19 protein-coding genes are annotated in these 19,604 nt (G+C 66.1%); 13 read left to right on the top strand and 6 right to left on the bottom strand.

What is annotated here, in order from left to right:
• Positions 1–78: 78 nt before the first annotated feature.
• Positions 79–1,107, bottom strand: a complete 1,029-nt coding sequence (locus SR882_RS03960; RefSeq protein WP_322522049.1) for a cation diffusion facilitator family transporter — start codon at positions 1,105–1,107, stop codon at positions 79–81.
• Between the two features lie 255 nt (positions 1,108–1,362).
• On the opposite strand from SR882_RS03960, the gene SR882_RS03965 reads away from it, so the two are divergent.
• From SR882_RS03965 to SR882_RS03980, 4 genes are all read left to right on the top strand, one after another.
• Entirely contained in the window at positions 1,363–2,700 is a 1,338-nt protein-coding gene (locus SR882_RS03965; RefSeq protein WP_322522050.1) for a YcjX family protein, read from the top strand.
• 61 nt (positions 2,701–2,761) lie between these two features.
• A complete protein-coding gene (locus SR882_RS03970; RefSeq protein WP_322522051.1) occupies positions 2,762–3,748 on the top strand; it encodes a DUF697 domain-containing protein in 987 nt (328 codons plus the stop codon).
• A 27-nt stretch (positions 3,749–3,775) separates the two neighbouring features.
• Positions 3,776–4,213 carry a VOC family protein gene (locus tag SR882_RS03975; RefSeq protein WP_322522052.1) on the top strand — a complete coding sequence of 146 codons (438 nt, stop codon included), beginning with the start codon at positions 3,776–3,778 and terminating at the stop codon, positions 4,211–4,213.
• Positions 4,214–4,218: 5 nt separating this feature from the next.
• On the top strand, positions 4,219–4,833 hold the full coding sequence (locus SR882_RS03980; protein WP_322522053.1) for a DUF2238 domain-containing protein: 615 nt from the start codon (positions 4,219–4,221) through the stop codon (positions 4,831–4,833).
• Positions 4,834–4,851: 18 nt separating this feature from the next.
• Here the strand turns inward: SR882_RS03980 and SR882_RS03985 are convergent, their stop codons facing one another.
• Together SR882_RS03985 and hemB are read right to left on the bottom strand one after the other, a co-directional pair.
• Entirely contained in the window at positions 4,852–5,772 is a 921-nt protein-coding gene (locus tag SR882_RS03985) for a sensor domain-containing diguanylate cyclase (protein WP_322522054.1), read from the bottom strand.
• 218 nt (positions 5,773–5,990) lie between these two features.
• Positions 5,991–6,989, bottom strand: coding sequence for a porphobilinogen synthase (gene hemB / locus SR882_RS03990; protein ID WP_322522055.1), 999 nt, complete (start codon positions 6,987–6,989; stop codon positions 5,991–5,993).
• 104 nt (positions 6,990–7,093) lie between these two features.
• On the opposite strand from hemB, the gene SR882_RS03995 reads away from it, so the two are divergent.
• From SR882_RS03995 to ccoS, 9 genes are all read left to right on the top strand, one after another.
• Entirely contained in the window at positions 7,094–7,513 is a 420-nt protein-coding gene (locus SR882_RS03995) for a hypothetical protein (RefSeq protein WP_322522056.1), read from the top strand.
• Between the two features lie 169 nt (positions 7,514–7,682).
• On the top strand, positions 7,683–8,234 hold the full coding sequence (locus SR882_RS04000; RefSeq protein ID WP_322522057.1) for a DsrE family protein: 552 nt from the start codon (positions 7,683–7,685) through the stop codon (positions 8,232–8,234).
• 112 nt (positions 8,235–8,346) lie between these two features.
• Entirely contained in the window at positions 8,347–8,964 is a 618-nt protein-coding gene (locus SR882_RS04005) for a pyridoxamine 5'-phosphate oxidase family protein (protein ID WP_322522058.1), read from the top strand.
• Positions 8,965–9,162: 198 nt separating this feature from the next.
• A complete protein-coding gene (gene trhP / locus SR882_RS04010; protein WP_322522059.1) occupies positions 9,163–10,602 on the top strand; it encodes a prephenate-dependent tRNA uridine(34) hydroxylase TrhP in 1,440 nt (479 codons plus the stop codon).
• Between the two features lie 4 nt (positions 10,603–10,606).
• Positions 10,607–11,698, top strand: a complete 1,092-nt coding sequence (gene lptF / locus SR882_RS04015; protein ID WP_322522060.1) for an LPS export ABC transporter permease LptF — start codon at positions 10,607–10,609, stop codon at positions 11,696–11,698.
• Complete coding sequence (gene lptG, locus SR882_RS04020) at positions 11,685–12,782, top strand: LPS export ABC transporter permease LptG (RefSeq protein ID WP_322522061.1); 1,098 nt, start codon at positions 11,685–11,687, stop codon at positions 12,780–12,782. The genes lptF and lptG overlap by 14 nt, the downstream gene beginning before the upstream one ends.
• Positions 12,783–12,821: 39 nt before the next feature.
• Positions 12,822–15,056: a DNA topoisomerase IV subunit A gene (parC, locus tag SR882_RS04025; protein WP_322522062.1), complete on the top strand. Its 2,235-nt coding sequence runs from the start codon at positions 12,822–12,824 to the stop codon at positions 15,054–15,056.
• A gap of 208 nt (positions 15,057–15,264) precedes the next feature.
• Positions 15,265–16,179, top strand: coding sequence for a protease HtpX (gene htpX / locus SR882_RS04030; RefSeq protein ID WP_322522063.1), 915 nt, complete (start codon positions 15,265–15,267; stop codon positions 16,177–16,179).
• A 157-nt stretch (positions 16,180–16,336) separates the two neighbouring features.
• Positions 16,337–16,591, top strand: coding sequence for a cbb3-type cytochrome oxidase assembly protein CcoS (gene ccoS / locus SR882_RS04035; protein WP_322522064.1), 255 nt, complete (start codon positions 16,337–16,339; stop codon positions 16,589–16,591).
• A gap of 264 nt (positions 16,592–16,855) precedes the next feature.
• Here the strand turns inward: ccoS and rpoH are convergent, their stop codons facing one another.
• The 3 genes from rpoH to SR882_RS04050 form a co-directional block, all read right to left on the bottom strand.
• Positions 16,856–17,740: an RNA polymerase sigma factor RpoH gene (rpoH, locus tag SR882_RS04040; RefSeq protein ID WP_322522065.1), complete on the bottom strand. Its 885-nt coding sequence runs from the start codon at positions 17,738–17,740 to the stop codon at positions 16,856–16,858.
• 156 nt (positions 17,741–17,896) lie between these two features.
• Complete coding sequence (locus tag SR882_RS04045) at positions 17,897–18,859, bottom strand: cell division protein FtsX (RefSeq protein ID WP_322522066.1); 963 nt, start codon at positions 18,857–18,859, stop codon at positions 17,897–17,899.
• Positions 18,856–19,527 carry a cell division ATP-binding protein FtsE gene (locus SR882_RS04050; protein WP_322522067.1) on the bottom strand — a complete coding sequence of 224 codons (672 nt, stop codon included), beginning with the start codon at positions 19,525–19,527 and terminating at the stop codon, positions 18,856–18,858. The genes SR882_RS04045 and SR882_RS04050 overlap by 4 nt, the downstream gene beginning before the upstream one ends.
• Between the last annotated feature and the right edge of the window lie 77 nt (positions 19,528–19,604).

The following is a 19,604-nucleotide window of genomic DNA, read 5'->3' on the forward strand; positions in this document are numbered from 1 at the left end:
AAGGCCGGCAATGTTGCCGGCCTTTTTACGTTGCCACCTTCGCGCCGTTGAGGGTTGCCGTGGCGTGTGTATTGCCCGTCAGAGAGGGCCGCGGCTCAGGCGTCGTACCAATGGCAGGCGTCGCCAGAAGCTGGGACGGGTATCGGTCAGATCCCGACAGGTCTCGCACTGGCCGGCACGGGGGCGTCGGGCGGTGAGCGGTTCGATCCGCGTCGGCGATGGTCCGCGACCCGGCTCCCAGGCGGAGAGCGGTTCCTCGTGGATCATCACGTCGGCACCGGGGAAGGTGCGCAGCAGCTTGGCCTCGATCTCGTCGCCGATCTGGTGGGCGCGATTGAGATCGATGTGATTGTCGAGATACAGATACAGCTGGATGATCATCGTCTGCCCGGCCAGGCGGGTGCGGATCTGATCGACCGCGTGGACGGAGGGATGCGCCGTGGCGATTTGGGCAATGCGCATCTCGGTGCCGTCGAGCACCTCGCGGTCCATCAGGTGATCGAGGGCTTCCCGGCCCACCTTGGAGGCACTGTAGAGCACGAAGATACCCACCAGGGCGCCGAAGATCGGATCGATCCAGTTCAGGCCATAACCGGCGAGGATCAGCACGGCGATGGTCGAGGCATTGACCAGAAAGTCCATGCTGTAGTGCGAGGCGTCGGCCTTGATCGCCGGCGAGCGCGTCTTGATGATCACGTAGCGTTGGAAGGTGATCAGGGCGAGCGTCGCCACCATCGAGAAGATCATCACCGCCACGCCCCAGTTCACCGCATCGATCTCCTGCGGGCGAATCAGGCGCTGTAGTGCCTCGATCAGCAGGAACACGCCCGAGCCGGCGATGAAGGTCGCCTGGGCCAGGGCGGCCAGTGGCTCGGCCTTGCCGTGCCCGTAGCGATGGTCCTCGTCGGGCGGTTGCAGCGCGATGCGTACCGCCACCAGCGTGACCAGCGAGGCCAGCAGGTCCATGGTCGAATCGATCAACGAGGCGAGCATGCTGACCGAGTTGGTGGTGATGCTCGCCGCGAGCTTGAGCGCGATCAGCGTCAGGGCCAGCGTCACCGAGGCGGTGGTGACCATGCGCAGCAGTTTGGCGTGGGGATTGTGCATGGGTTGATCGTCGCCTTGTCGGATCGCTGTCGGGCTTCGGTTTCCCACACGGGGGCTTGCCGCTGAAAAGTTAGGCAAGACTAATACCGAACCGGATTGGTCCCATTTTACTGCACTCCGTGTCCGGCCGCCAGTCCAGCCAGGGCCACACGGTTTGCAGCCCGCTGGAACTGCGCGGTGACGGGCAGGGCTTGGGTGGGATAGGTGGCTCGTCTACCATCGTCATACCCTTCGCTTGCCGGAATGTCCCCGCCCATGGCCCACGATACGACCTCTTCGTTACTCGCCGGTTGCCCGGTCACGCGTGTCGGGATCACCGGCCTGTCCGGTGCCGGCAAGTCGACCCTGATCACGGCCATCATCAATCACCTGGAGAATGCCCGGCGCGGCGCGCTGTCGGAGCAATCCGGCCTGGCCGCCCTTCGCCACGGCCGCTGGCATCGCGAGATCGAGCGTGCCTTCGATTACGACCATGCCCTGACCGCGCTGACCGGCCAGCCTCCGAGCTGGCCCGAATCCACCCGCGACTGGTCGATTGCCCGCCTGACGCTGGATTACGACCGGCGCTGGTATTCGTTGCGGCCACGGCGTCGCTGCCTGGAGCTGTTCGACTACCCGGGCGAATGGCTGCTCGACCTGTCCCTGCTCGACTGGTCGTTCGCCGAGTACAGCGCCCACTGGCGCGACTGGCTGGCGCGCAGCCCGCGCCGGGAGATCGAGCCGGGGCTGCTCGAGGAATTGCAGGCAATCGACCCCGCAGCGCCGCTCGAGCCCGAGCGATTGGAGGCATTGGCCGGGCGCTGGTCGGTGATGCTGGCCGACAGTCGCCTGCCGCCGCATCGGCTGTCGCGCAACCTGCCGGGTCGCTGGTTGATGCCGGGTGAGGGCTTCGATCCGGATGCCATGCCGTTCCTGCCCCTGCCGGCCGTCGCGACCGGGGCGTCGGATAACTACCCCGAGGGTTCCTGGGGCGAGGTCTGCCAGCGTCACTTCAGCTACTACCGCGACCGGATCGCACGGCCGTTCTTCGAATCCCACTTCGGTCGACTGGATGCGCAGGTGATCCTGGTCGACCTGCTCGGCGCGTTGCGCAGTGGCCGGGCGGCACTGGCCGACATGCGCGCGGCGCTCGAGTCGATCCTCGAGCCGTTTCGCTACCGCGACGGGCACTGGCTGGGCAACCTGTTTAGCCGCCGCATTCGCCGGGTGGCGATCGTCGCCACCCAGATCGATCACCTGCTGCCCGCCGATCAGGCCCGCCTGAGCCGCCTGCTCGACAGTTACCTGTTCGAGTTGACCCAGCGGCTGGCCGGCAAGGACATCGAGCTGCGCCTGTTCGCCGTCTCGGCGGTGACCGCCGCCCAGCCGCGGGAGGATGCCCGCGGCCGTCCCATGTTGGTGGGTATTGAAAAGAGCTCGCGGGAGAAGATCGCCTTCACCCCGCCGACCATCCCCGAGCAGATGCCGCATGACCTGGAGCTGGCCATCGATGACCTGCCCACGCTGGCCCCGCCCGCCGGGCTGGACCGGGCCCGAGCCTTTCCCGGCCGGCGCGTCGACGCCCTGCTCGACTTCCTGATCGGCGAGTCCTGAGCCCCGATGGATGAACCCACAATGAACCCATGCCGTCACAAGACACCTTCCGGAGCCTTCAATGAGCGATGAGCAACCGCCGCGAGGGGGTCACCTGGCCACTCGCATCCACGCGCAAGGCGCCTCGGTGCCGGACGTCGATACCGAGGCGCTTTACGACGAGGAGTCGGTCGAGCAGATGGCCGACCTGCTCGAACCCCGGCGGGGCTTTCCCTGGGTGGCGACCCTGCTGGGCGTGGTGGCGGTCACCTGGCTCACCATCAACTGGCTGCAGGCCATCTGGTGGGCGCACGCCACGCATCCGGCACTGGGCTGGGCGATCTTCGCCATTGGGGTGGGCGTCGGCGGCGCTGGCCTGGCGCTGGCCTGGCGGGCCTGGCGCCAGCGCCACCAGATCGATGCCATCACCCGGCTGAATCGACGACTGGCAGAGGCCGAACGCGAGGGCGAGATGGGCGAGTCGGTGGTCGAGCTGCGTGAGGCGGCCGAGCACCTGCTCGCCGACAACCCGCAGCGCCGGACCTTCGAGGAAGCCCTGCTGGGCATCGATGCCGGCAGTCACGCCACCGAGCTGGTGGTGGCGCTCGAGCGCGGTTATGCCGACCAGGATGCCCGGGCACGGGCGCTGATCCATCGCGAGGTGGTGCGTACCGGCCTGTTCATCGCCGCCAGCCCCTATCCCGCGCTCGATCTGTTGCTGGTGGCCTGGCGCAATGCGCGCATGGTCAATGCCATCGCCCGCATCTACGGGCTGACGCTCTCGTTCCCGGCGCGCTGGCGCCTGTACCGGATGATCCTGCAGAACATGGCCTTTGCCTCGGCCACCGAGACCGTGCTCGATTCGGCCAGCGAGGGTTGGGCATCCAACCTGATGGTCAACCTCGGCGCTCGCGCCGGGCAGGGCGTGGCCGTGGCGTTGTATTCGCTGCGCATCGGTCGCCAGGCCATGCGTGCCTCACGCATCGCCCCGGAGCACAAGCCGCTGGTCGACCGCAACCTGGCGAAACTGATCCTCGGTGCGATCCGCGAGCGATCGTCGTCCCGATAGCCGGCAATCATGGGGGAGGGGGTGGGCATGGAACAGCGGCTGAGCGTGATTACCCTGGGCGTGGCCGACCTGGCCCGCTCGCGGGCCTTCTATGAGCAGGGGCTGAGTTGGACGGTCGGTCAAGCCGCCGAGTCGGTGGTTTTCTTCCAGCTCAACGGCATCATCCTGGCGCTCTATCCGCGCGAGGCGCTGGCCGCCGATGCCGGGGTCTCGCCCGAGGGCGGCGGCTTTGCCGGGATGGCCCTAGCGCATAACGTCCGCCGGCCCAGGGAGGTCGACGCGGTGCTTATCACGGCCGAACGCGCCGGCGGACGGGTCGTCAAGCCGGCGCAGGCCACGTTCTGGGGTGGCTACTCGGGCTACTTTGCCGACCCGGATGGCCACCTCTGGGAGGTGGCCCACAACCCGTTCTGGACGCAGGATGCGGCAGGCGACGTGTTCTTGGCCAAGGGGCAGGGCGAGTGAGGGAGGTGAAGAACGGGCGGTGGCTGCTGATCGGCGGGACCGCGCTGGTACTGGTCGCCTTGGTGGTCTCGGGCATCGATCCCTTCGATCGTGCTACCTGGGTGCTCGAAGTCGCCCCGGCGGCGATCGCGCTGCCGATCCTGTGGCTCACCCGCAAGCGATTCCCGCTCACCCCGCTGCTCTACGCGCTCGTGTTCCTGCATGCCCTGGTGCTGATCTACGGCGGGGCCTACAGCTATGCCCGCGTACCACTAGGTTTCGAGATCCAGGCGTGGTTCGATCTGGGGCGCAATCCCTACGACAAGATCGGGCACGTCTTCCAGGGGTTGGTGCCGGCGTTGCTGGCCCGCGAGATCCTGATTCGTGGCCGCTTTGCCCAGGGTCCCTGGATGGTCGGGTTTCTCGCCATCTGCGTCGCGATGACGGTGAGTGCCGGCTACGAGCTGATCGAGTGGGGCGCGGCCGTGATCGCCGGCGGCGGGGCGGTCGAGTTCCTTGGCACGCAGGGTGACCCCTGGGATGCCCAGTCGGACATGCTTTTTGCCTTGCTGGGGGCGGTCGTGGCGCTGGTCACGCTGGCGCGTTGGCAGGATCGGCAGATCCGTGGGCTGGGCGGGTAGCGCTCGCGTCCGTTGCCGTCAGGCAGTCGAATGGACGCGGTTGCGGCCGGCGTTCTTGGCCCGATAAAGATGGCAGTCGGCCGTCTCGACCAGTTCCACCGGGGCCATGTCGCCGGTGGGGATCACGGTAGCCACGCCGAAGCTCGCGCTCAATTGCGGGGCGATGGAAGAGGTGGCGTGGGGAATCCGTTGGTCGAGGACCAGTTGTCGGCAGCGCTCGGCCACCGCATGGGCCGCCTCCTCGTCGGTGTTCGGCAGCAGTAGCAGGAATTCCTCGCCACCAAACCGGGCCAGCAGGTCGCCGGCCCTCACCCCGCTTTGCTCCAGGGCGCGGGCGACGGTCTTGAGACAGTCGTCGCCGGCGAGGTGGCCGTACTCGTCGTTGTACTGCTTGAAGTAGTCGATATCGAGCATCACCAGCGAGATCGGCTGGCCATGGCGATACGCGTTGGCCCATTCCACCTCGAGTATCGAGTCGAACATGCGCCGGTTGGCGACGCCGGTCAGGCCGTCCTTGAGCGACAGTTCTTCCAGTTCCTTCTGCAGGCTCAACAGCTTTTCCTCGTTGGCCTTGCGCTCGCTGATGTCGAACATGAAGCCGACTAGGCTGTCGACCTCGCCGTTCTCGTCACGCACCACGTGCACCACGTCGCGGATCCAGACGTAATCGCCTTCCCGGGTCAGGGCACGGTAGTCGGCCTCGTGGTCGGAACCGGCCTTGGACTGGGCGACGCAGAAGTTGACCACCCGTTCGCGATCCTTGGGGTGCATGCGCTCGGCCCAGTCGTCGATGCCCACCCAGCTCTCCGGGTTCCAGCCGAGCAGGGATTCGATCTGTGGCCCGATGTAGGAAAAGGTCAGCGTCTGCCAGTCGATCTTCCAGGGAATCGCCCGGGTCGATTCGAGCAGGGTGCGGTAGACCTCGTGGTCGGGTTGCATCGGTCTGGGCGTGCCGGTCACGGTGTCGATCCTCGTTTTCCTAAACGGGCAGGGCGGCGATGCCGGCGCGACGGGCTCGCGTTCGTGCCTCAAGGGTTGCGTAAAAGTAAGCGCAAATCAGCGAAAGGGGAAATTACCCGTGGTGAGGAACAAAAAAAGCGGGTCTCCCCGAGGAAGGCCCGCCTGTCGTATTGCTGAACTTGCTTGCCTGCCCCGACTTATTTGAGCTGGCGGGCGATGTCCATGGCCGCGTAGGTGAGTACGCCGTCGGCGCCGGCGCGCTTGAAGCTGGTCATGGTCTCCATGATGCACTTGTCCCAGTCGAGCCAACCGCGCTCTGCGGCGGCCTTGAGCATCGCGTATTCGCCGGAGACGTGATAGGCGAAGGTCGGTGCCTTGAGTTCCTGTTTCACCCGGTAGATCACGTCCAGATACGGCATGCCCGGCTTTACCATCACCATGTCCGCGCCTTCGGCGAGATCGGCGGTGACCTCGTGGATGGCCTCGTTGCCGTTGGCCGGATCCATCTGGTAAGTGGTCTTGTCCGCCTTGCCCAGATTGGCCGCCGAGCCGACCGCATCGCGGAACGGACCGTAGAAGGCCGAGGCGTACTTGGCGCTGTAGGCCATGATGCGGGTGTAAATGTGGCCCCTGGCCTCGAGGTTCTCGCGGATCGCGCCGATGCGCCCGTCCATCATGTCCGACGGAGCAACGATGTCGGCACCGGCCGCCGCGTGCGACTCGGCCTGTCGGATGAGCACCTCGACGGTCTCGTCGTTGAGCACGTAGCCGTTCGCGTCGATGATGCCGTCCTGACCGTGGGTGGTGTAGGGGTCGAGGGCCACGTCGGTCATGATGCCCAGTTCCGGGAAGCGCTCCTTGAGCGCCCGCACGGTACGCTGGACCAGGCCGTCCGGGTCGTAGGCGGCCTCGGCATGCTCGGACTTGGCTTGCGGCGGGGTGACCGGGAACAGGGCGAGTACCGGGATGCCCAGTTCCAGCGCCTGCTCGGCCAGCCGCGAGAGGTTCTCGATCCCCAGCCGCTCGACGCCGGGCATCGACTCGACCGGCTCGCGCCCGTTCGGATCCTCGAGCACGAACACCGGCAGGATCAGGTCGTTGGTCGAGACCGTGTTCTCCTGCATCAGGCGACGGCTGAAGGCATCGCGGCGCATGCGGCGCGGTCGATGGGCAGGATAGGCGCGCGAGAACGTCATGTCGGTCTCCGGTTGGCGTTTGTGAGCGAAGGGTCGGTAGGATAGCAACAGCACGCCTCCCGTCACATCTGGCCGTGCCGAGGACCCAAACAGTTGGAGGGGAAATGTACGAGTTCACGTTTCTGACGCCGGATCGCGGCGCGGGGTTCGTCAAGCGGCTCGAGGCCGAGGGGCTGTCGGTGGGCGTGGCGCGCGACCCGATGGCCGAGGAGGCCACGACCATCTCGATTCCCGATGACATCAGCGATGAACTGGCCGATCGGATCGAGGGTTGGTACGAGGAGGAAACACAGGCGGCCGAGGCGGAACTGTTTCGCGACGGTCGAGCAGAGGCCGCCATCTCCGCCGGGGTGTGGGTGACGCTGGCGGACGGCCAGTCGAGCTTCGCCCCGATCGAGCCGTCGATCATGAGTCGGATGCTGTCGGTCCTGAGCTCGGATGAGGTGGGCGAGTTCGTCGACCGGGTGGCGCGAGCGGTTGAGCATCCCGACGACACCCCGGCCTGCGCGCGTCGCGAGGACTGAAAGCCGACAAACGAATCGCAAGGCGTTGTTTTCTTTGTAACGTCGGGTGATTGATGGCCTACGCTCTAATCGAGGGACATCCGGACCTTTCCTGGTCGATGTGGCTGGGGCTCGATGGCGCCAGGCGGCACATCGTGTGCGTGGTCCGGCACGACGAGAGGTGGCCGTCATGAAACGCAAGATCCTCCCCGCCCGGCACCTGGCGATGCCGGCATTCCTGATGTGGCTCGGCCTGGCGTTCGCGACGCTGGGTTCTTCGACCGTCTGGGCGCAGGCGAAGGTCATCACGCCCGACTACGAGCCGCCGAGGGTGGTCTACGACTTCTATCTGGACGATCCGGGCAAGATCAACGCCGCCCTGTACTGGGTGCGCTCCCTGATGAATCCGTTGCAGGCCAGTCCGTACAACATGGACCCCATGCTGGACATGGATATCGTGGTCGTGATCCACGGCACCGAGATCGTCACCGTGGCGAAAAAGAACGAGGCGAAGTACGAGGATGCGGTTGCCCGCATGCGCTACTACGCCAGCCTGGGCGTCGATTTCCATGTCTGCGGCCTGGCCGCCGAGGACTATGACTACGACCGCGAGGATTTCCAGGACTTCATTACCCTGGTGCCCTCGGCCTTCACCGACCTGGTCCATTACCAGCAGCAGGGCTACGCGGTGATCAAGCCCGAGGTGTTCGTGCGCACCCAATCGATCGAGTCGATGCGCTGAGCCCAGCGTGGTGAGTCCAAGGTGATGAGCCCAGGGTGATGAGCCCAGGGTCCGCACCAGCCGGCTTTGCCGTATCCTTGGGGCCGTTTCCCCTGTCCCGAGGAGCCCGGTTTTGGACCCACACCAGATCCAGTCGCACGATGCACTCGAATCCCTGTTCGAAAAGCCCGGCGAGGCGGCGATCAGAAAAGAGGTCGACCGCCTCGTGCCGGTCTACCGTCGCCTGATTGAGGCCTCGCCGTTTTACGTAATGGCCACGAACGGGGCGGGCGGCCTGGATTGTTCGCCGCGCGGTGATCCGGCCGGGTTCGTGCAGGTGCTTGATGATCGGCACATTGCGTTGCCCGAGCGCCGCGGCAACAACCGCATCGACAGCCTGCGCAACCTGATCGACGACCCGCGCGTCGGCCTGCTGTTCCTGGTGCCCGGCAAGAGCGAGACCCTGCGGGTCAACGGGCGTGCCCGGATCACCACCGACCCGGCCCTGCTGGAACAGACCGCCATGAAGGGCAAGCCGCCGCAGTGCGTGATCGTGGTCGAAATCGAGACGGTGTTCTTTCAGTGCGCCCGGGCCTTGCTGCGCGCCCGACTATGGGATCCGGAGAGTCGGGCGTTGTCAGAGGGAACGCCGACCGCCGGCGAAATGCTCGCCGGTGTCCCCGACTCGAGCATCGACGGCGCCGCCTACGATGACGGTCTCGACGAACGCCAGGCTCGGACGCTCTACTGACGACGTCAGTGGGCAGAAATCAGAGATCAGAAAGGAAAGAACTCAGACGGAAGACTCTGGTGGATAGGGCTTGGCACCGACGTCGAGACTCGCAGCATCTCGCTCTGACCTCTGACCTCTGACCTCTTTCACGGCCCTTTCCGGTCAACCTGTTAGAATCGCGCGCCACACACGAATTCCTGCATTTCGGAGCCCTCCATGACCCAGGCTTCCCCCGCCGGCGCCGCCCGCAAGGCGCCCGAGCTCCTGTCCCCGGCCGGGACCATCAAGTCGATGCGTTACGCCTTCGCCTATGGCGCGGACGCCGTCTACGCTGGCCTGCCGCGTTACAGCCTGCGTACCCGCAACAACGACTTCCTCGAGGACAACCTGCGCATCGGTATCGAGGAGGCGCATGCCGCGGGCAAGCAGTTCTTCGTCACGGTCAACGTCTCGCCGCACAACAGCAAGCTCAAGACCTTCATCCGCGACATGGAACCCATCGTCGCCATGAAGCCCGATGCCTTCATCATGGCCGACCCCGGCCTGATCATGATGGTGCGCGAGGCCTTCCCGGAGATGCCCGTTCACCTGTCGGTCCAGTCCAACACGGTCAACTGGGCCACGGTGAAGTTCTGGGAGTCGGTGGGCGTGACCCGCGTGATCCTGTCGCGCGAGTTGTCGCTCGAGGAGATCCGCGAGATCCGCCAGATGTGCCCCAACATGGAACTGGAGGTGTTCGTCCACGGCGCGTTGTGCATCGCCTACTCGGGGCGCTGCCTGCTGTCGGGATACTTCAACCACCGCGATCCCAACCAGGGCACCTGCACCAACGCCTGTCGCTGGGAATACACCCCGCAGAATGCCTCCGAGGACATCTCGGGGGTGGTGCGTCCCGAGCCGGCCGGCGAGAAGTCCCAGGAGCTGTCCAAGGAGCAGCCCATCTCGCTGGATGCGCTCAACGCCGCCAACCCGATGACGGACGGGGCGATGGGCGATCAGGAACGTCACCCGCTGGCCGACCAGGTCTATCTGCTCGAGGAGAAGAGCCGCCCCGGCGAGCAGATGCCGATCGAGGAAGACGAGCACGGCACCTACATCCTCAACTCGCGCGACCTGCGGGCCGTCGAGCACGTCCAGGCGCTGGTCGACATCGGCGTGGACTGCCTCAAGATCGAGGGGCGCACCAAGTCGCACTACTACGTCGCCCGCACCGCGCAGGTCTACCGCCAGGCGATCGACGATGCCATGGCGGGGCGACCGTTCAACGAGGAGCTGATCGCCGATCTCGACAACCTGGCCAATCGCGGCTACACCGACGGCTTCTACAAGCGCCACCACACGCAGGAATACCAGAACTACATCGAGGGCGTCTCCAAGAGTCGTCAGCAGCAGTTCGTCGGCGAGATCAACGAGGTCGATGGCGACTGGGCGCAGGTCGAGATCAAGAACAAGATCAAGCTGGGTGACGAAATCACCTTCCTGCTGCCGGACGGCAACCGGGTCGATCAGCTCGCCGAGATGCAGACGCTGGAGGGCAAGCCGCTCGACGAGGCACCCGGCAGTGGCTGGCAGGTACGCCTGCGCCTGCCTGACGGTGCGCAAGGCTTCGGCGATCGGCTGCGCTACGGGCTGATCGCCCGCAATCTGGCCGACTGACGGCGTGCGGCTCGGCGGTTACCTGCGTCGCGAGGCGCTGATCTCCATCGGTGCGGTGACCACCGTGCTGATGCTGATCATGGCCACCAATCTGCTGGCCCGGGCGCTGTCGCTGGCCGCCGAGGGCACCCTGCCGGCCGCGCTGGTGCCCAATCTGCTGGGCTTCAACCTGGTCAAGATGCTGATGTACGTCATCCCGGTGGCGACGTTCATCGGCCTGATGTTCGCGCTCGGGCGACTCAATCGCGACAGCGAGCAGACGATCATGCGCTCGAGCGGTTTCGGCCTGTGGCGCATCACGGGAGCGTTGCTGCCGTTGGGCATACCGCTGGCGCTGCTGGCCGGCTGGATCGCGCTGTTCGGCTGGCCGATGGCCGAGCAGGCGCGGGATCGCATGGTCGAGGGCGCACAGTCGGATTACATCGGTCAGCAGGTCCCGGTCGGCCGTTTCATCGAGGCCAACGAGGGCCGGCTGGTGGCCTACGTGGGCTCGTCCGAGAACGGTGGCTACCAGCGCATCTTCCTGTTCGACCGCGCCGAGGATGGCTCGATCGCGGTCGAGAGCGCGCCGATGGGCGTGATGGTCGAGGAGGACGGGCAGCGCTACATCGCGCTCGAGGACGGTCGGCGCATCGGCGGGACCGTCGGTACGGCCGACTGGAACCGGCTCGACTACGATCGCCACCTGGTCCGCCTGCCAGGGCAGTCGGATGCCGATGGCGGCGAGGCCAGCGTGCGCTCTTCCGGCGAGCTTTGGCTCTCCGGCAACCCCAACGATCATGCCGAACTGTTCGAACGCCTCTCGCAGGGCATCATCGCCCTGGTGCTGGTGCTGATTGCCATCCCGCTGGCTCAGGCGCCGCCGCGTAGCGGGCGTTACGGGCGCCTGTTCTGGGCGTTCCTGCTCTACGCCCTGTACTTCAATGTCGTGCCGTTGGTCTCCGATGGTATCGAGGCCAACCATTATGGCTTGGTCGGGGCCGTCGCCCTGGCGCACGGCGGGTTCCTGCTGCTGTGGGGGGCGCTGTTCTGGTCGGCGCGAGGCGGCTGGGGGCGATTGCGCAGCCTGTGGAAGGGACGCCGTGAATACGCTTGATCGCTATCTGATTCGCAGTGTGGTGACCGGCGGGCTGGCGGCCTCGGCGGCCTTCGGCGTGCTGATCCTGGTGTTCGGCATGATCGACGAGTTCAGCAAGATCGGTCCGGGCTACACCACCTTCCAGGCGATGCGGTTCGTGGTGATGAGCACGCCGGGCTATCTCTACGAGCTCTTTCCGGTCACGGTGCTGGTCGGCGGGCTGCTGAGCCTCGGCGCGCTGGCGGCCCACTCCGAACTGACCGTGATGCGGGCGACAGGCATGTCGTTACTGCGCCTGGCCCGCCCGGTGCTGATCGCGGGGGTCATTCTCGCGGCCCTGGGGACCGTGATGGGCGAGACCATCGGCGCCTGGGGGCAGGCGGCGGCCAATCAAATGCGCGCGGCGGCCACGGAAAAGCAGGTCAGCACGGATCTCGCCAGCGGCTTCTGGCTGCGCGAGGGCGACCGGATCGTGAACGTCGAGCGGGCGTTGGTCGACGGCCAGCTGCTGGGCTTGCGGGTGTTCGAGTTGGGCGCAGACGGCCGACCACGACGGGTGCTCGAGGCGACGCGCGCCGAAAGCCTGGGTGGGGATCGCTGGCGGCTCGAGGAGGTGGTCGACACGCGGCTGTCGATCGAGACGCCCGCCGAGCCGGTGGCCGTCGAGCGGCTTGGCGAGGACGAGATGCGCCTGTTCGACCGCGAGGTGCTCGAGATCGCCGCGCTCAACCCGCGCTACATGAACGTCGCGCAACTGTCCGAGTATGTCGCCTACCTCGAGCGTAACCAGCTGGATGCCTCGGTCTATGCCACGGCGATGTGGTCGCGGGTGGTCCAGCCGATCTCGGTGCTCGCGATGCTGCTGGTGACCCTGCCGTTCGTCTTCGTCGCCCAGCGGGGCGGCTCGGCCGGGCGCTGGCTGTTCATCGCCATTCTGCTGGGCGTGGCCTACATGACGCTCACCCAGATCGTCTCGGCGCTGGCGCCGGCCTACGATATTTCCCCGATTCTCAGTACGATTCTGCCACCGGCCCTGTTCTCGATCGCCGGGGTGGTGGCATTGTATCGGGCGACCCCTCGTGTCCGCCGGGGGACCGGCTGACGGGCAGACCTTCCTTTACGAGGCATACAAGGGACTCGCATGTTCGAAGATTCAAGCAGCAACGAATTCGAGCGCCAGTCGATCGGCGCCTTCACGGAAAAGGCGTACCTCAACTACGCCATGTACGTCATCCTCGACCGGGCCCTGCCGCACGTCGCCGATGGCCTCAAGCCCGTGCAACGGCGCATCGTCTACGCCATGAGCGAGCTGGGGCTCTCGGCCCTGGCCAAGCACAAGAAGTCCGCGCGCACCGTGGGCGACGTGCTCGGCAAGTACCACCCCCACGGTGACTCGGCCTGCTACGAGGCCATGGTGCTGATGGCCCAGCCGTTCTCGTATCGCTACCCGCTGATCGACGGGCAGGGCAACTTCGGTTCGCCGGACGACCCCAAGTCGTTTGCCGCGATGCGCTACACCGAGTCGCGCCTGACCCGCTATGCCCAGACGCTGCTGGCCGAGGCCGACCAGGGCACGGTCGACTGGGTCGACAACTTCGACGGCACGCTTACCGAGCCATCGCTGCTGCCCGCGCGCCTGCCCAACGTGCTGCTGAACGGCTCGACCGGCATTGCCGTGGGCCTGTCGACCGACATCCCGCCGCACAACCTCAAGGAGGTGGTCAACGCCTGCGTGGCGCTGATCGAGAATCCCGAGGCCGACGTCGCGGCGCTGTGCAAGCACGTGAAGGGACCGGACTTTCCCACCGAGGGCGAGATCATCACGCCGCCCGAGGACATCCGCCGGATGTACGAGACGGGCACCGGCAACGTGCGCCAGCGGGCCCGTTACGAGCTCGAGTCGGGCCAGATCGTGGTCACCGCGTTGCCGTTTCAGGTCTCCGGTTCGAAGATCCTCGAGCAGATCGCCGGCCAGATGCACGCCAAGAAGCTGCCGCTGGTCACCGACCTGCGCGACGAGTCGGATCACGAATCGCCCACGCGGCTGGTGATCGTGCCGCGCAGCCGCCAGGTCGACATCGAGGCGCTGATGGCGCACCTGTTCGCGACCACCGATCTGGAGAAGAGCTACCGGATCAACATGAACGTGATCACCGCCGACGGGCGGCCGCAGGTGCTCAATCTCCGCGACATGCTGACCGAATGGCTCGCCTTCCGTCAGGCCACGCTGCGCCGCCGGCTCGAGTGGCGGTTGGCCAAGATCGAGCGCCGCCTCGAGATTCTCGCCGGCCTGCTGATCGCGTTCCTCAATATCGACGAGGTGATCGCGATCATCCGCGAGGCCGAGGACCCCAAGGCCGAGCTGATCGCCCGTTTCGAGCTGACCGAGCTGCAGGCCGACTCGATTCTCGAGATCCGACTGCGCCAACTGGCCAAGATCGAGGAGATCGCGGTCAAAAAGGAGCAGGCCGAGCTGGCCGAGGAGGCCGAGGGTATCCGCACGCTGTTGGCCGACAAGCAAGCGCTGCGGGGCCTGATGCGCGACGAGCTGGTCAGTGATGCCAAGGAGTACGGCGATGTGCGCCGCTCGCGGCTGGTCACGCGCGAATCGGCCCAGCCGCTCGACGAGACCCGCCTGATGACCGCCGAGCCGGTGACCGTGGTGCTGAGCCACAATGGCTGGATCCGGGCGGCCAAGGGCCATGACGTGGATCCCGAGTCACTGTCCTACAAAGCGGGGGATGGCTACCAGGCGCATATCGCCGGGCGTTCGACCCAGCCGACGGTGGTCTTCGACGACACCGGCCGCGCCTACACCCTGGCCACCCACACCCTGCCGTCGGCGCGGGGGCAGGGCGAGCCGGTGACCGGCCGGGTCACGCCGCCCTCCGGGGCGTGCTTCACCGCGCTGGCGATGGGCGAGCCCGAGCAGCGCGTGGTCCTCTGGTCGCCGGCCGGGTTCGGTTTTGTTACCTCGGTTGGCGACCTGGTGGGGCGCCAGCGCGCCGGCAAGAAGGTCTTCTCCCTGCCCAAGGGCGCCGTCCCCGGGCAGCCGGCACTGCCGGGCAAGGGGTTTGCCTACCTCGCCGTGGCCACCAGCGATGGTCACGTGCTGGTGGTGGATGCCGACGAGCTGCCGGTGCTGGCCAAGGGCAAGGGCAACAAGCTGGTGGCGCTGAAGGCCGGGGCGGAGATCGTCGCCGTGGCCGCATTGGGCGAGGACGATGGCCTGCGCGTGACCGCCGGGGCGCGCACCATGACCATCAAGCCGGCCGATCTGGCCCTGTATCGCGGCAAGCGGGCCGCACGCGGACGCAGCCTGCCGCGGGGGCTGACCCGTGTCGATGCCCTGGCTGCGGCCTCGGCCAGCGGTTGAGTGATCTTGCGGCTGTCTCCCGGCCGGCGTGGCGAGGCCTGCTGAGTTTTCCTAACCGATAGCCCCGCGTTGCGAAAGCCGCTTGAAAAACCCACCACCGCACCCCAGATTGGGGTAGGCTTCATCGGGCGCCGCGACGGCGTTCGGCCCCGGCGCGTGGACGTCGAGTCCACCCGCTGACGACCAACCACTCATACCTGAGGTAGAGATGAAACGCATCGGCTTGTTCCTGCTGACTAACCTGGCCGTGATCGTCGTACTGATGATCGTCTGGTTCGTGATTTCCAGCGTCTTCGGTCTCGGCCGGACGATGGATTACCAGGCGGGTACCATCAACCTGACGTCCACGCTGGTGCTGGCTGCGGTGTTCGGCTTCGGCGGCTCACTGATCTCGCTGTTGATGTCCAAGTGGATCGCCAAGAAGAGCGTCGGCGCGCAGGTGATCGAGCAGCCGAGCTCCGAGGGCGAGCGCTGGCTGGTCGAGACCGTCCAGCGCCAGGCCCGCGAGGCCGGCATCGGCATGCCCGAGGTGGCCATCTACGACTCGCCCGAGATCAACGCCTTTGCCACCGGCGCAAGCCGCAACAAGGCGCTGGTCGCCGTCTCCACGGGGCTGCTTTCCAACATGACCCGTGACGAGGCCGAGGCCGTCCTGGGTCACGAGGTGGGCCACATTGCCAACGGCGACATGATTACCCTGACGTTGATTCAGGGGGTGGTGAACACCTTCGTGATCTTCTTCGCCCGCATCGTGGGTTTCTTCGTCGATCGCATGATCTTCAAGAACGAAGAGGGGCCGGGCATCGGCTTTTTCGTCACCACGATCGTGGCCGAAATCATCTTCGGCATCCTGGCGAGCACCATCGTCATGTGGTTCTCCCGTCAGCGGGAGTTCCGCGCCGACGACGCCGGCGCCCGTCTGGCCGGTCGCGAGAAGATGATCGCCGCACTCGAGCGTCTGAAGCTCAACTATGATCGACCGTCGGACATGCCGGCCCAGATGCAGGCCTTCGGCATCTTCGGTCGCGGCGGCAAGTTCGGCCGGCTGTTCATGTCGCACCCGCCGCTGGACGAGCGGATCGCGGCCCTGCGCGCGGCCAAAGGTCAGGCCCAGGTCGCCTGATCGCCTGCCCGGGATCGCGATTTGAAACCCCGCTGACGGCGGGTGACAATTGCCGGCCCCGCGGGGCCGAAACCGAAGGCCCGCCACGTGCGGGCCTTCTTGTCGCTCGGCAACCGAGATCGGTGCAATCGCAACCACACCCTGATGGAGCAACGTGATGGAAGTCCTGTTTCTGTTCGTGCCGTTGAGCATGCTGGTGGTCGCGGGCCTGGTCTGGGCCGCGTTCTGGGCGATCCGGAACAATCAGTACGAGGACCTGGAAGGTCCGGCACACCGTATTCTCATGGACGATGACGACCCCAAGATCCCGACCAATCAGGAGACGCAAGGCGCGGACGCGCCCGACGCCGAAAGCGCTGGCCGAGCGCGTCACGAGGCGGGGGGAAAGTCACCGCGCGCGGGTGGCGAATAACCCCGACCCAACTAGTGACATTGCCGGGGGGCTGGTTTACGATACGACCATCAACGGGAGGAACCAGACATGAAAGACTTCTTCAACTTCGACAACTTCGCGTTCACGTTCATCGTCGGCCTGATCGTGTTTTCCTGGCTGAGCTTCCTGAGCGTCATCTTCTTCGGCTGATCACCCGCGCATTCGAGGCGCCCGGTCAGCAACGAAAAAAGCCACCGCATCCGCGGTGGCTTTTTTGTTTTCCCGTATGGAACCGGGTCGAGATCAGGCCGGCTGGGGCAGCGCGGTGCGCAGCTTCTTGAGTGCTGCCGTCTCAATCTGGCGGATGCGCTCCGCCGACACGCCGTACTCGTCGGCCAGCGTCTGCAGGGTAGCCTTGGGCTCGTCCAGCCAGCGACGGGAAAGGATGTCGCGGCTGCGCTCATCGAGCGTCGAAAGGGCGGCGGTCATCGCCTCGACCCGATCGTCGTCGTCGCGCTGCGAGGCGATGTCCTCGACCGAAGGCGCGTCCTGGTCGACCATGATCTGCTCGTAGGACGGGCCCTCGCCATCCTCCGAACCGTCGTACGCCGGGGTGTCGAGACCCATGTCACGCCCGTAGAGCCGGGCCTCCATGGTCATGACCTCGCGCTCGGGCACGTCGAGCTCCTCGGCCATCGCCTCGGCTTGTGACTTGCTCAGCCAGCCGATGGAATTCTTCATCTGGCGCATCTTGAAGAACAGCTTGCGCTGCGCCTTGGTGGTTGCCACCTTGACGATCCGCCAGTTCTTGAGAATGTACTCGTGGATCTCGGCGCGGATCCAGTGCACCGCGAACGTCACCAGGCGGACCTTCTGGTCCGGATCGAAGCGCTTGACCGCCTTCATCAGGCCGATGTTGCCTTCCTGGATCAGATCGGCCAGCGGCAGGCCGTAGCCCCGGTAGCCTCGCGCGACATGCACGACGAACCGCAGGTGACCGAGCACGAGCTTCTGTGCCGCCTCGATATCACCGGTTTCCTTCAGTCGATGGCCCAGCGCCTGTTCTTCCTCGACGGAGATGACGGGTAGACGACGCACTTCGTTGAGGTATTGCGACAACGAATCGCCGATCACCGGCATGGTCATGCCGGCGGACGGGTTGATGTCCCGCGATTTGTTGTCTGTCATCTGGCTGCCTGCTGTGTGCATTCTCTCGCCTCGCAAGTATCCCAATCGTGTCGTAGCCTCATATGTTAGCACTCGCGATGTGAGAGTGCTAAACGCGGGGCAAGTTCCACGGACCGCGGGTCAGAACGGTGAGACTAATCCACCCATCGATAAAAATCATGGCGTGCTCAGCCGGCCGATATAGAACCGTCCGATGACCTGGGCCGACAGCCAGCCAAGCAGGGCGCCGGCGGTCATCAGGAGCAGGACCAGCGCCGGGTCGAGCTGGGGCGAGATGGCCGCGCCGTAGGACGCGGCGAAGCGCTCGATCGGACCCGAGGTGACCGACAGGGCCAGGCCGACCAGCCCGCTGGCCACCAATCCGCCGAGCAGGCCGCTCAGCGTGCCGTCGTAGAGCAGCGGGCGCAGCATGTAGCGTTCCGTGCCGCCGATCAGCGCGATCAGTGCGATCTCGCGGCGGCGCTCGTGCAGTTCGAGCCTCAGGGTGTTGCCGACGACGAACACCACGGTCATGCCCAGCAGGATCAGGAGCCACCAGCCCAGTTCGTCGAAGAAGGCGCGGATCTGCTCGAGGCGCTGGATCCAGTCGTCCCCGGAGGAAAATTCGGCCACGGCTGGCTGTTCGCGCAGACTCTCGGCCAGTGCCAGACGGGTGTCGGGGCGCGCGTCGCTCAGGGTCAGTTCGATCACCCACGGCAGCGGGTTGGACTCGAGTGCCTCCAGGCCATCGATGTGCAGTCGCTCGGTCAGCGCCTCCAGACCCTCCTCGGGCGGGATGACGCGTTGCTCGGCCACGGTCGCCTGTCGGTCGAGCCAGTCGCGCAGTGTCTGGCGTGCGGTCTCGTCGGCATCGGTGGCCAGGTAGATGTCCATGCGGGCGGCGTCGCTCATCCAGATGGCGCCCAGCCGCTCGACTTGGTGGCCGAGGGTCATCACCAGCGCGGGCAGGCTGAGCACGACTCCCAGCACCAGGATGGTGGCCCAGGCACCGACCGGGCGTCGGATCAGTCGCGCAAAGGCCCCGCGCAGGCACTGGCGATGGTGACGCCGCCAGGCTGCAAGCGGTCGCCGGCTCTTCTCGCTGTTGCCGCGAGCGTCGTTGGTTGCCGTGGCACTCATGAGTCGGCCTCCTCGAATGCGCTGATGCGCCCCTCGTTAAGGGCGATGCGCGGCACCGGGTATTGCTTGAGGAGCTCGACGTCGTGACTGGCAATCAACACGGTCACCCCGACGGCGTGGAATTCGAAGAAGCGGTCGAAGATGTCGCGCGACAGGTCGGGGTCGAGGTTACCCGTGGGTTCGTCGGCCAGCAGGATCCGCGGTCGGTTGACCAGCGCGCGGGCGATGTTGACCCGTTGCTGTTCGCCGCCGGAGAGCTCCTCGATACGGGCACGCTGACGGCCCAGCAAGCCGACCTTGTCGAGCGCGGCATCCACGCGCCGCCGGACATCACCGGGCAGATAGCCGGAGACCTGCAAGGGCAGGGCGACGTTGTCGAACACGAGCCGGTCGGTCAGCAGGTGGTGGTCTTGGAAAACCACGCCGATTTGCCGACGCAGCTTGGGGTACTGGTGTCGGCCCATCTTGTTGAGATCGTAGCCGCCGATCAGCACCTTGCCCGAGGTGGGGCGGTCGAGCGCCGGGATCAGGCGCAACAGCGTCGACTTGCCGGCCCCGGAGTGGCCGGTAAGGAATGCCATTCGGCCGGTGGGCAGGCGGAAGTTGATGTCCTGCAGACCGAATTGCCCGTTGGCGTAGCGGCGGGAGACATTGGCGAACTCAATCATGGTGGCGGGCACCTCGAAAACCGGTTGCGCCGTTCGATGGCGGCGTCGCGTGCCCGTCTCGGGCCTTCCTGGCCCCT

The sequence above is a fragment of the Guyparkeria halophila genome (assembly GCF_034479635.1).
Classification (GTDB): Bacteria; Pseudomonadota; Gammaproteobacteria; order Halothiobacillales; family Halothiobacillaceae; genus Guyparkeria; species Guyparkeria halophila.

Excerpts from the sequence above, each read along its gene's own strand:
- SR882_RS04050 (WP_322522067.1), bottom strand. The coding sequence starts at position 19,527 with ATGATTGAGTTCGCCAATGTCTCCCGCCGCTACGCCAACGGGCAATTC.
- SR882_RS03995 (WP_322522056.1), top strand. The coding sequence starts at position 7,094 with ATGTACGAGTTCACGTTTCTGACGCCGGATCGCGGCGCGGGGTTCGTC.
- SR882_RS03985 (WP_322522054.1), bottom strand. The coding sequence starts at position 5,772 with ATGCAACCCGACCACGAGGTCTACCGCACCCTGCTCGAATCGACCCGG.
- hemB (WP_322522055.1), bottom strand. The coding sequence starts at position 6,989 with ATGACGTTCTCGCGCGCCTATCCTGCCCATCGACCGCGCCGCATGCGC.
- SR882_RS03970 (WP_322522051.1), top strand. The coding sequence starts at position 2,762 with ATGAGCGATGAGCAACCGCCGCGAGGGGGTCACCTGGCCACTCGCATC.
- parC (WP_322522062.1), top strand. The coding sequence starts at position 12,822 with ATGTTCGAAGATTCAAGCAGCAACGAATTCGAGCGCCAGTCGATCGGC.
- SR882_RS03975 (WP_322522052.1), top strand. The coding sequence starts at position 3,776 with ATGGAACAGCGGCTGAGCGTGATTACCCTGGGCGTGGCCGACCTGGCC.
- SR882_RS04000 (WP_322522057.1), top strand. The coding sequence starts at position 7,683 with ATGAAACGCAAGATCCTCCCCGCCCGGCACCTGGCGATGCCGGCATTC.
- trhP (WP_322522059.1), top strand. The coding sequence starts at position 9,163 with ATGACCCAGGCTTCCCCCGCCGGCGCCGCCCGCAAGGCGCCCGAGCTC.
- SR882_RS03965 (WP_322522050.1), top strand. The coding sequence starts at position 1,363 with ATGGCCCACGATACGACCTCTTCGTTACTCGCCGGTTGCCCGGTCACG.
- ccoS (WP_322522064.1), top strand. The coding sequence starts at position 16,337 with ATGGAAGTCCTGTTTCTGTTCGTGCCGTTGAGCATGCTGGTGGTCGCG.
- SR882_RS04045 (WP_322522066.1), bottom strand. The coding sequence starts at position 18,859 with ATGAGTGCCACGGCAACCAACGACGCTCGCGGCAACAGCGAGAAGAGC.
- rpoH (WP_322522065.1), bottom strand. The coding sequence starts at position 17,740 with ATGACAGACAACAAATCGCGGGACATCAACCCGTCCGCCGGCATGACC.
- SR882_RS03960 (WP_322522049.1), bottom strand. The coding sequence starts at position 1,107 with ATGCACAATCCCCACGCCAAACTGCTGCGCATGGTCACCACCGCCTCG.
- htpX (WP_322522063.1), top strand. The coding sequence starts at position 15,265 with ATGAAACGCATCGGCTTGTTCCTGCTGACTAACCTGGCCGTGATCGTC.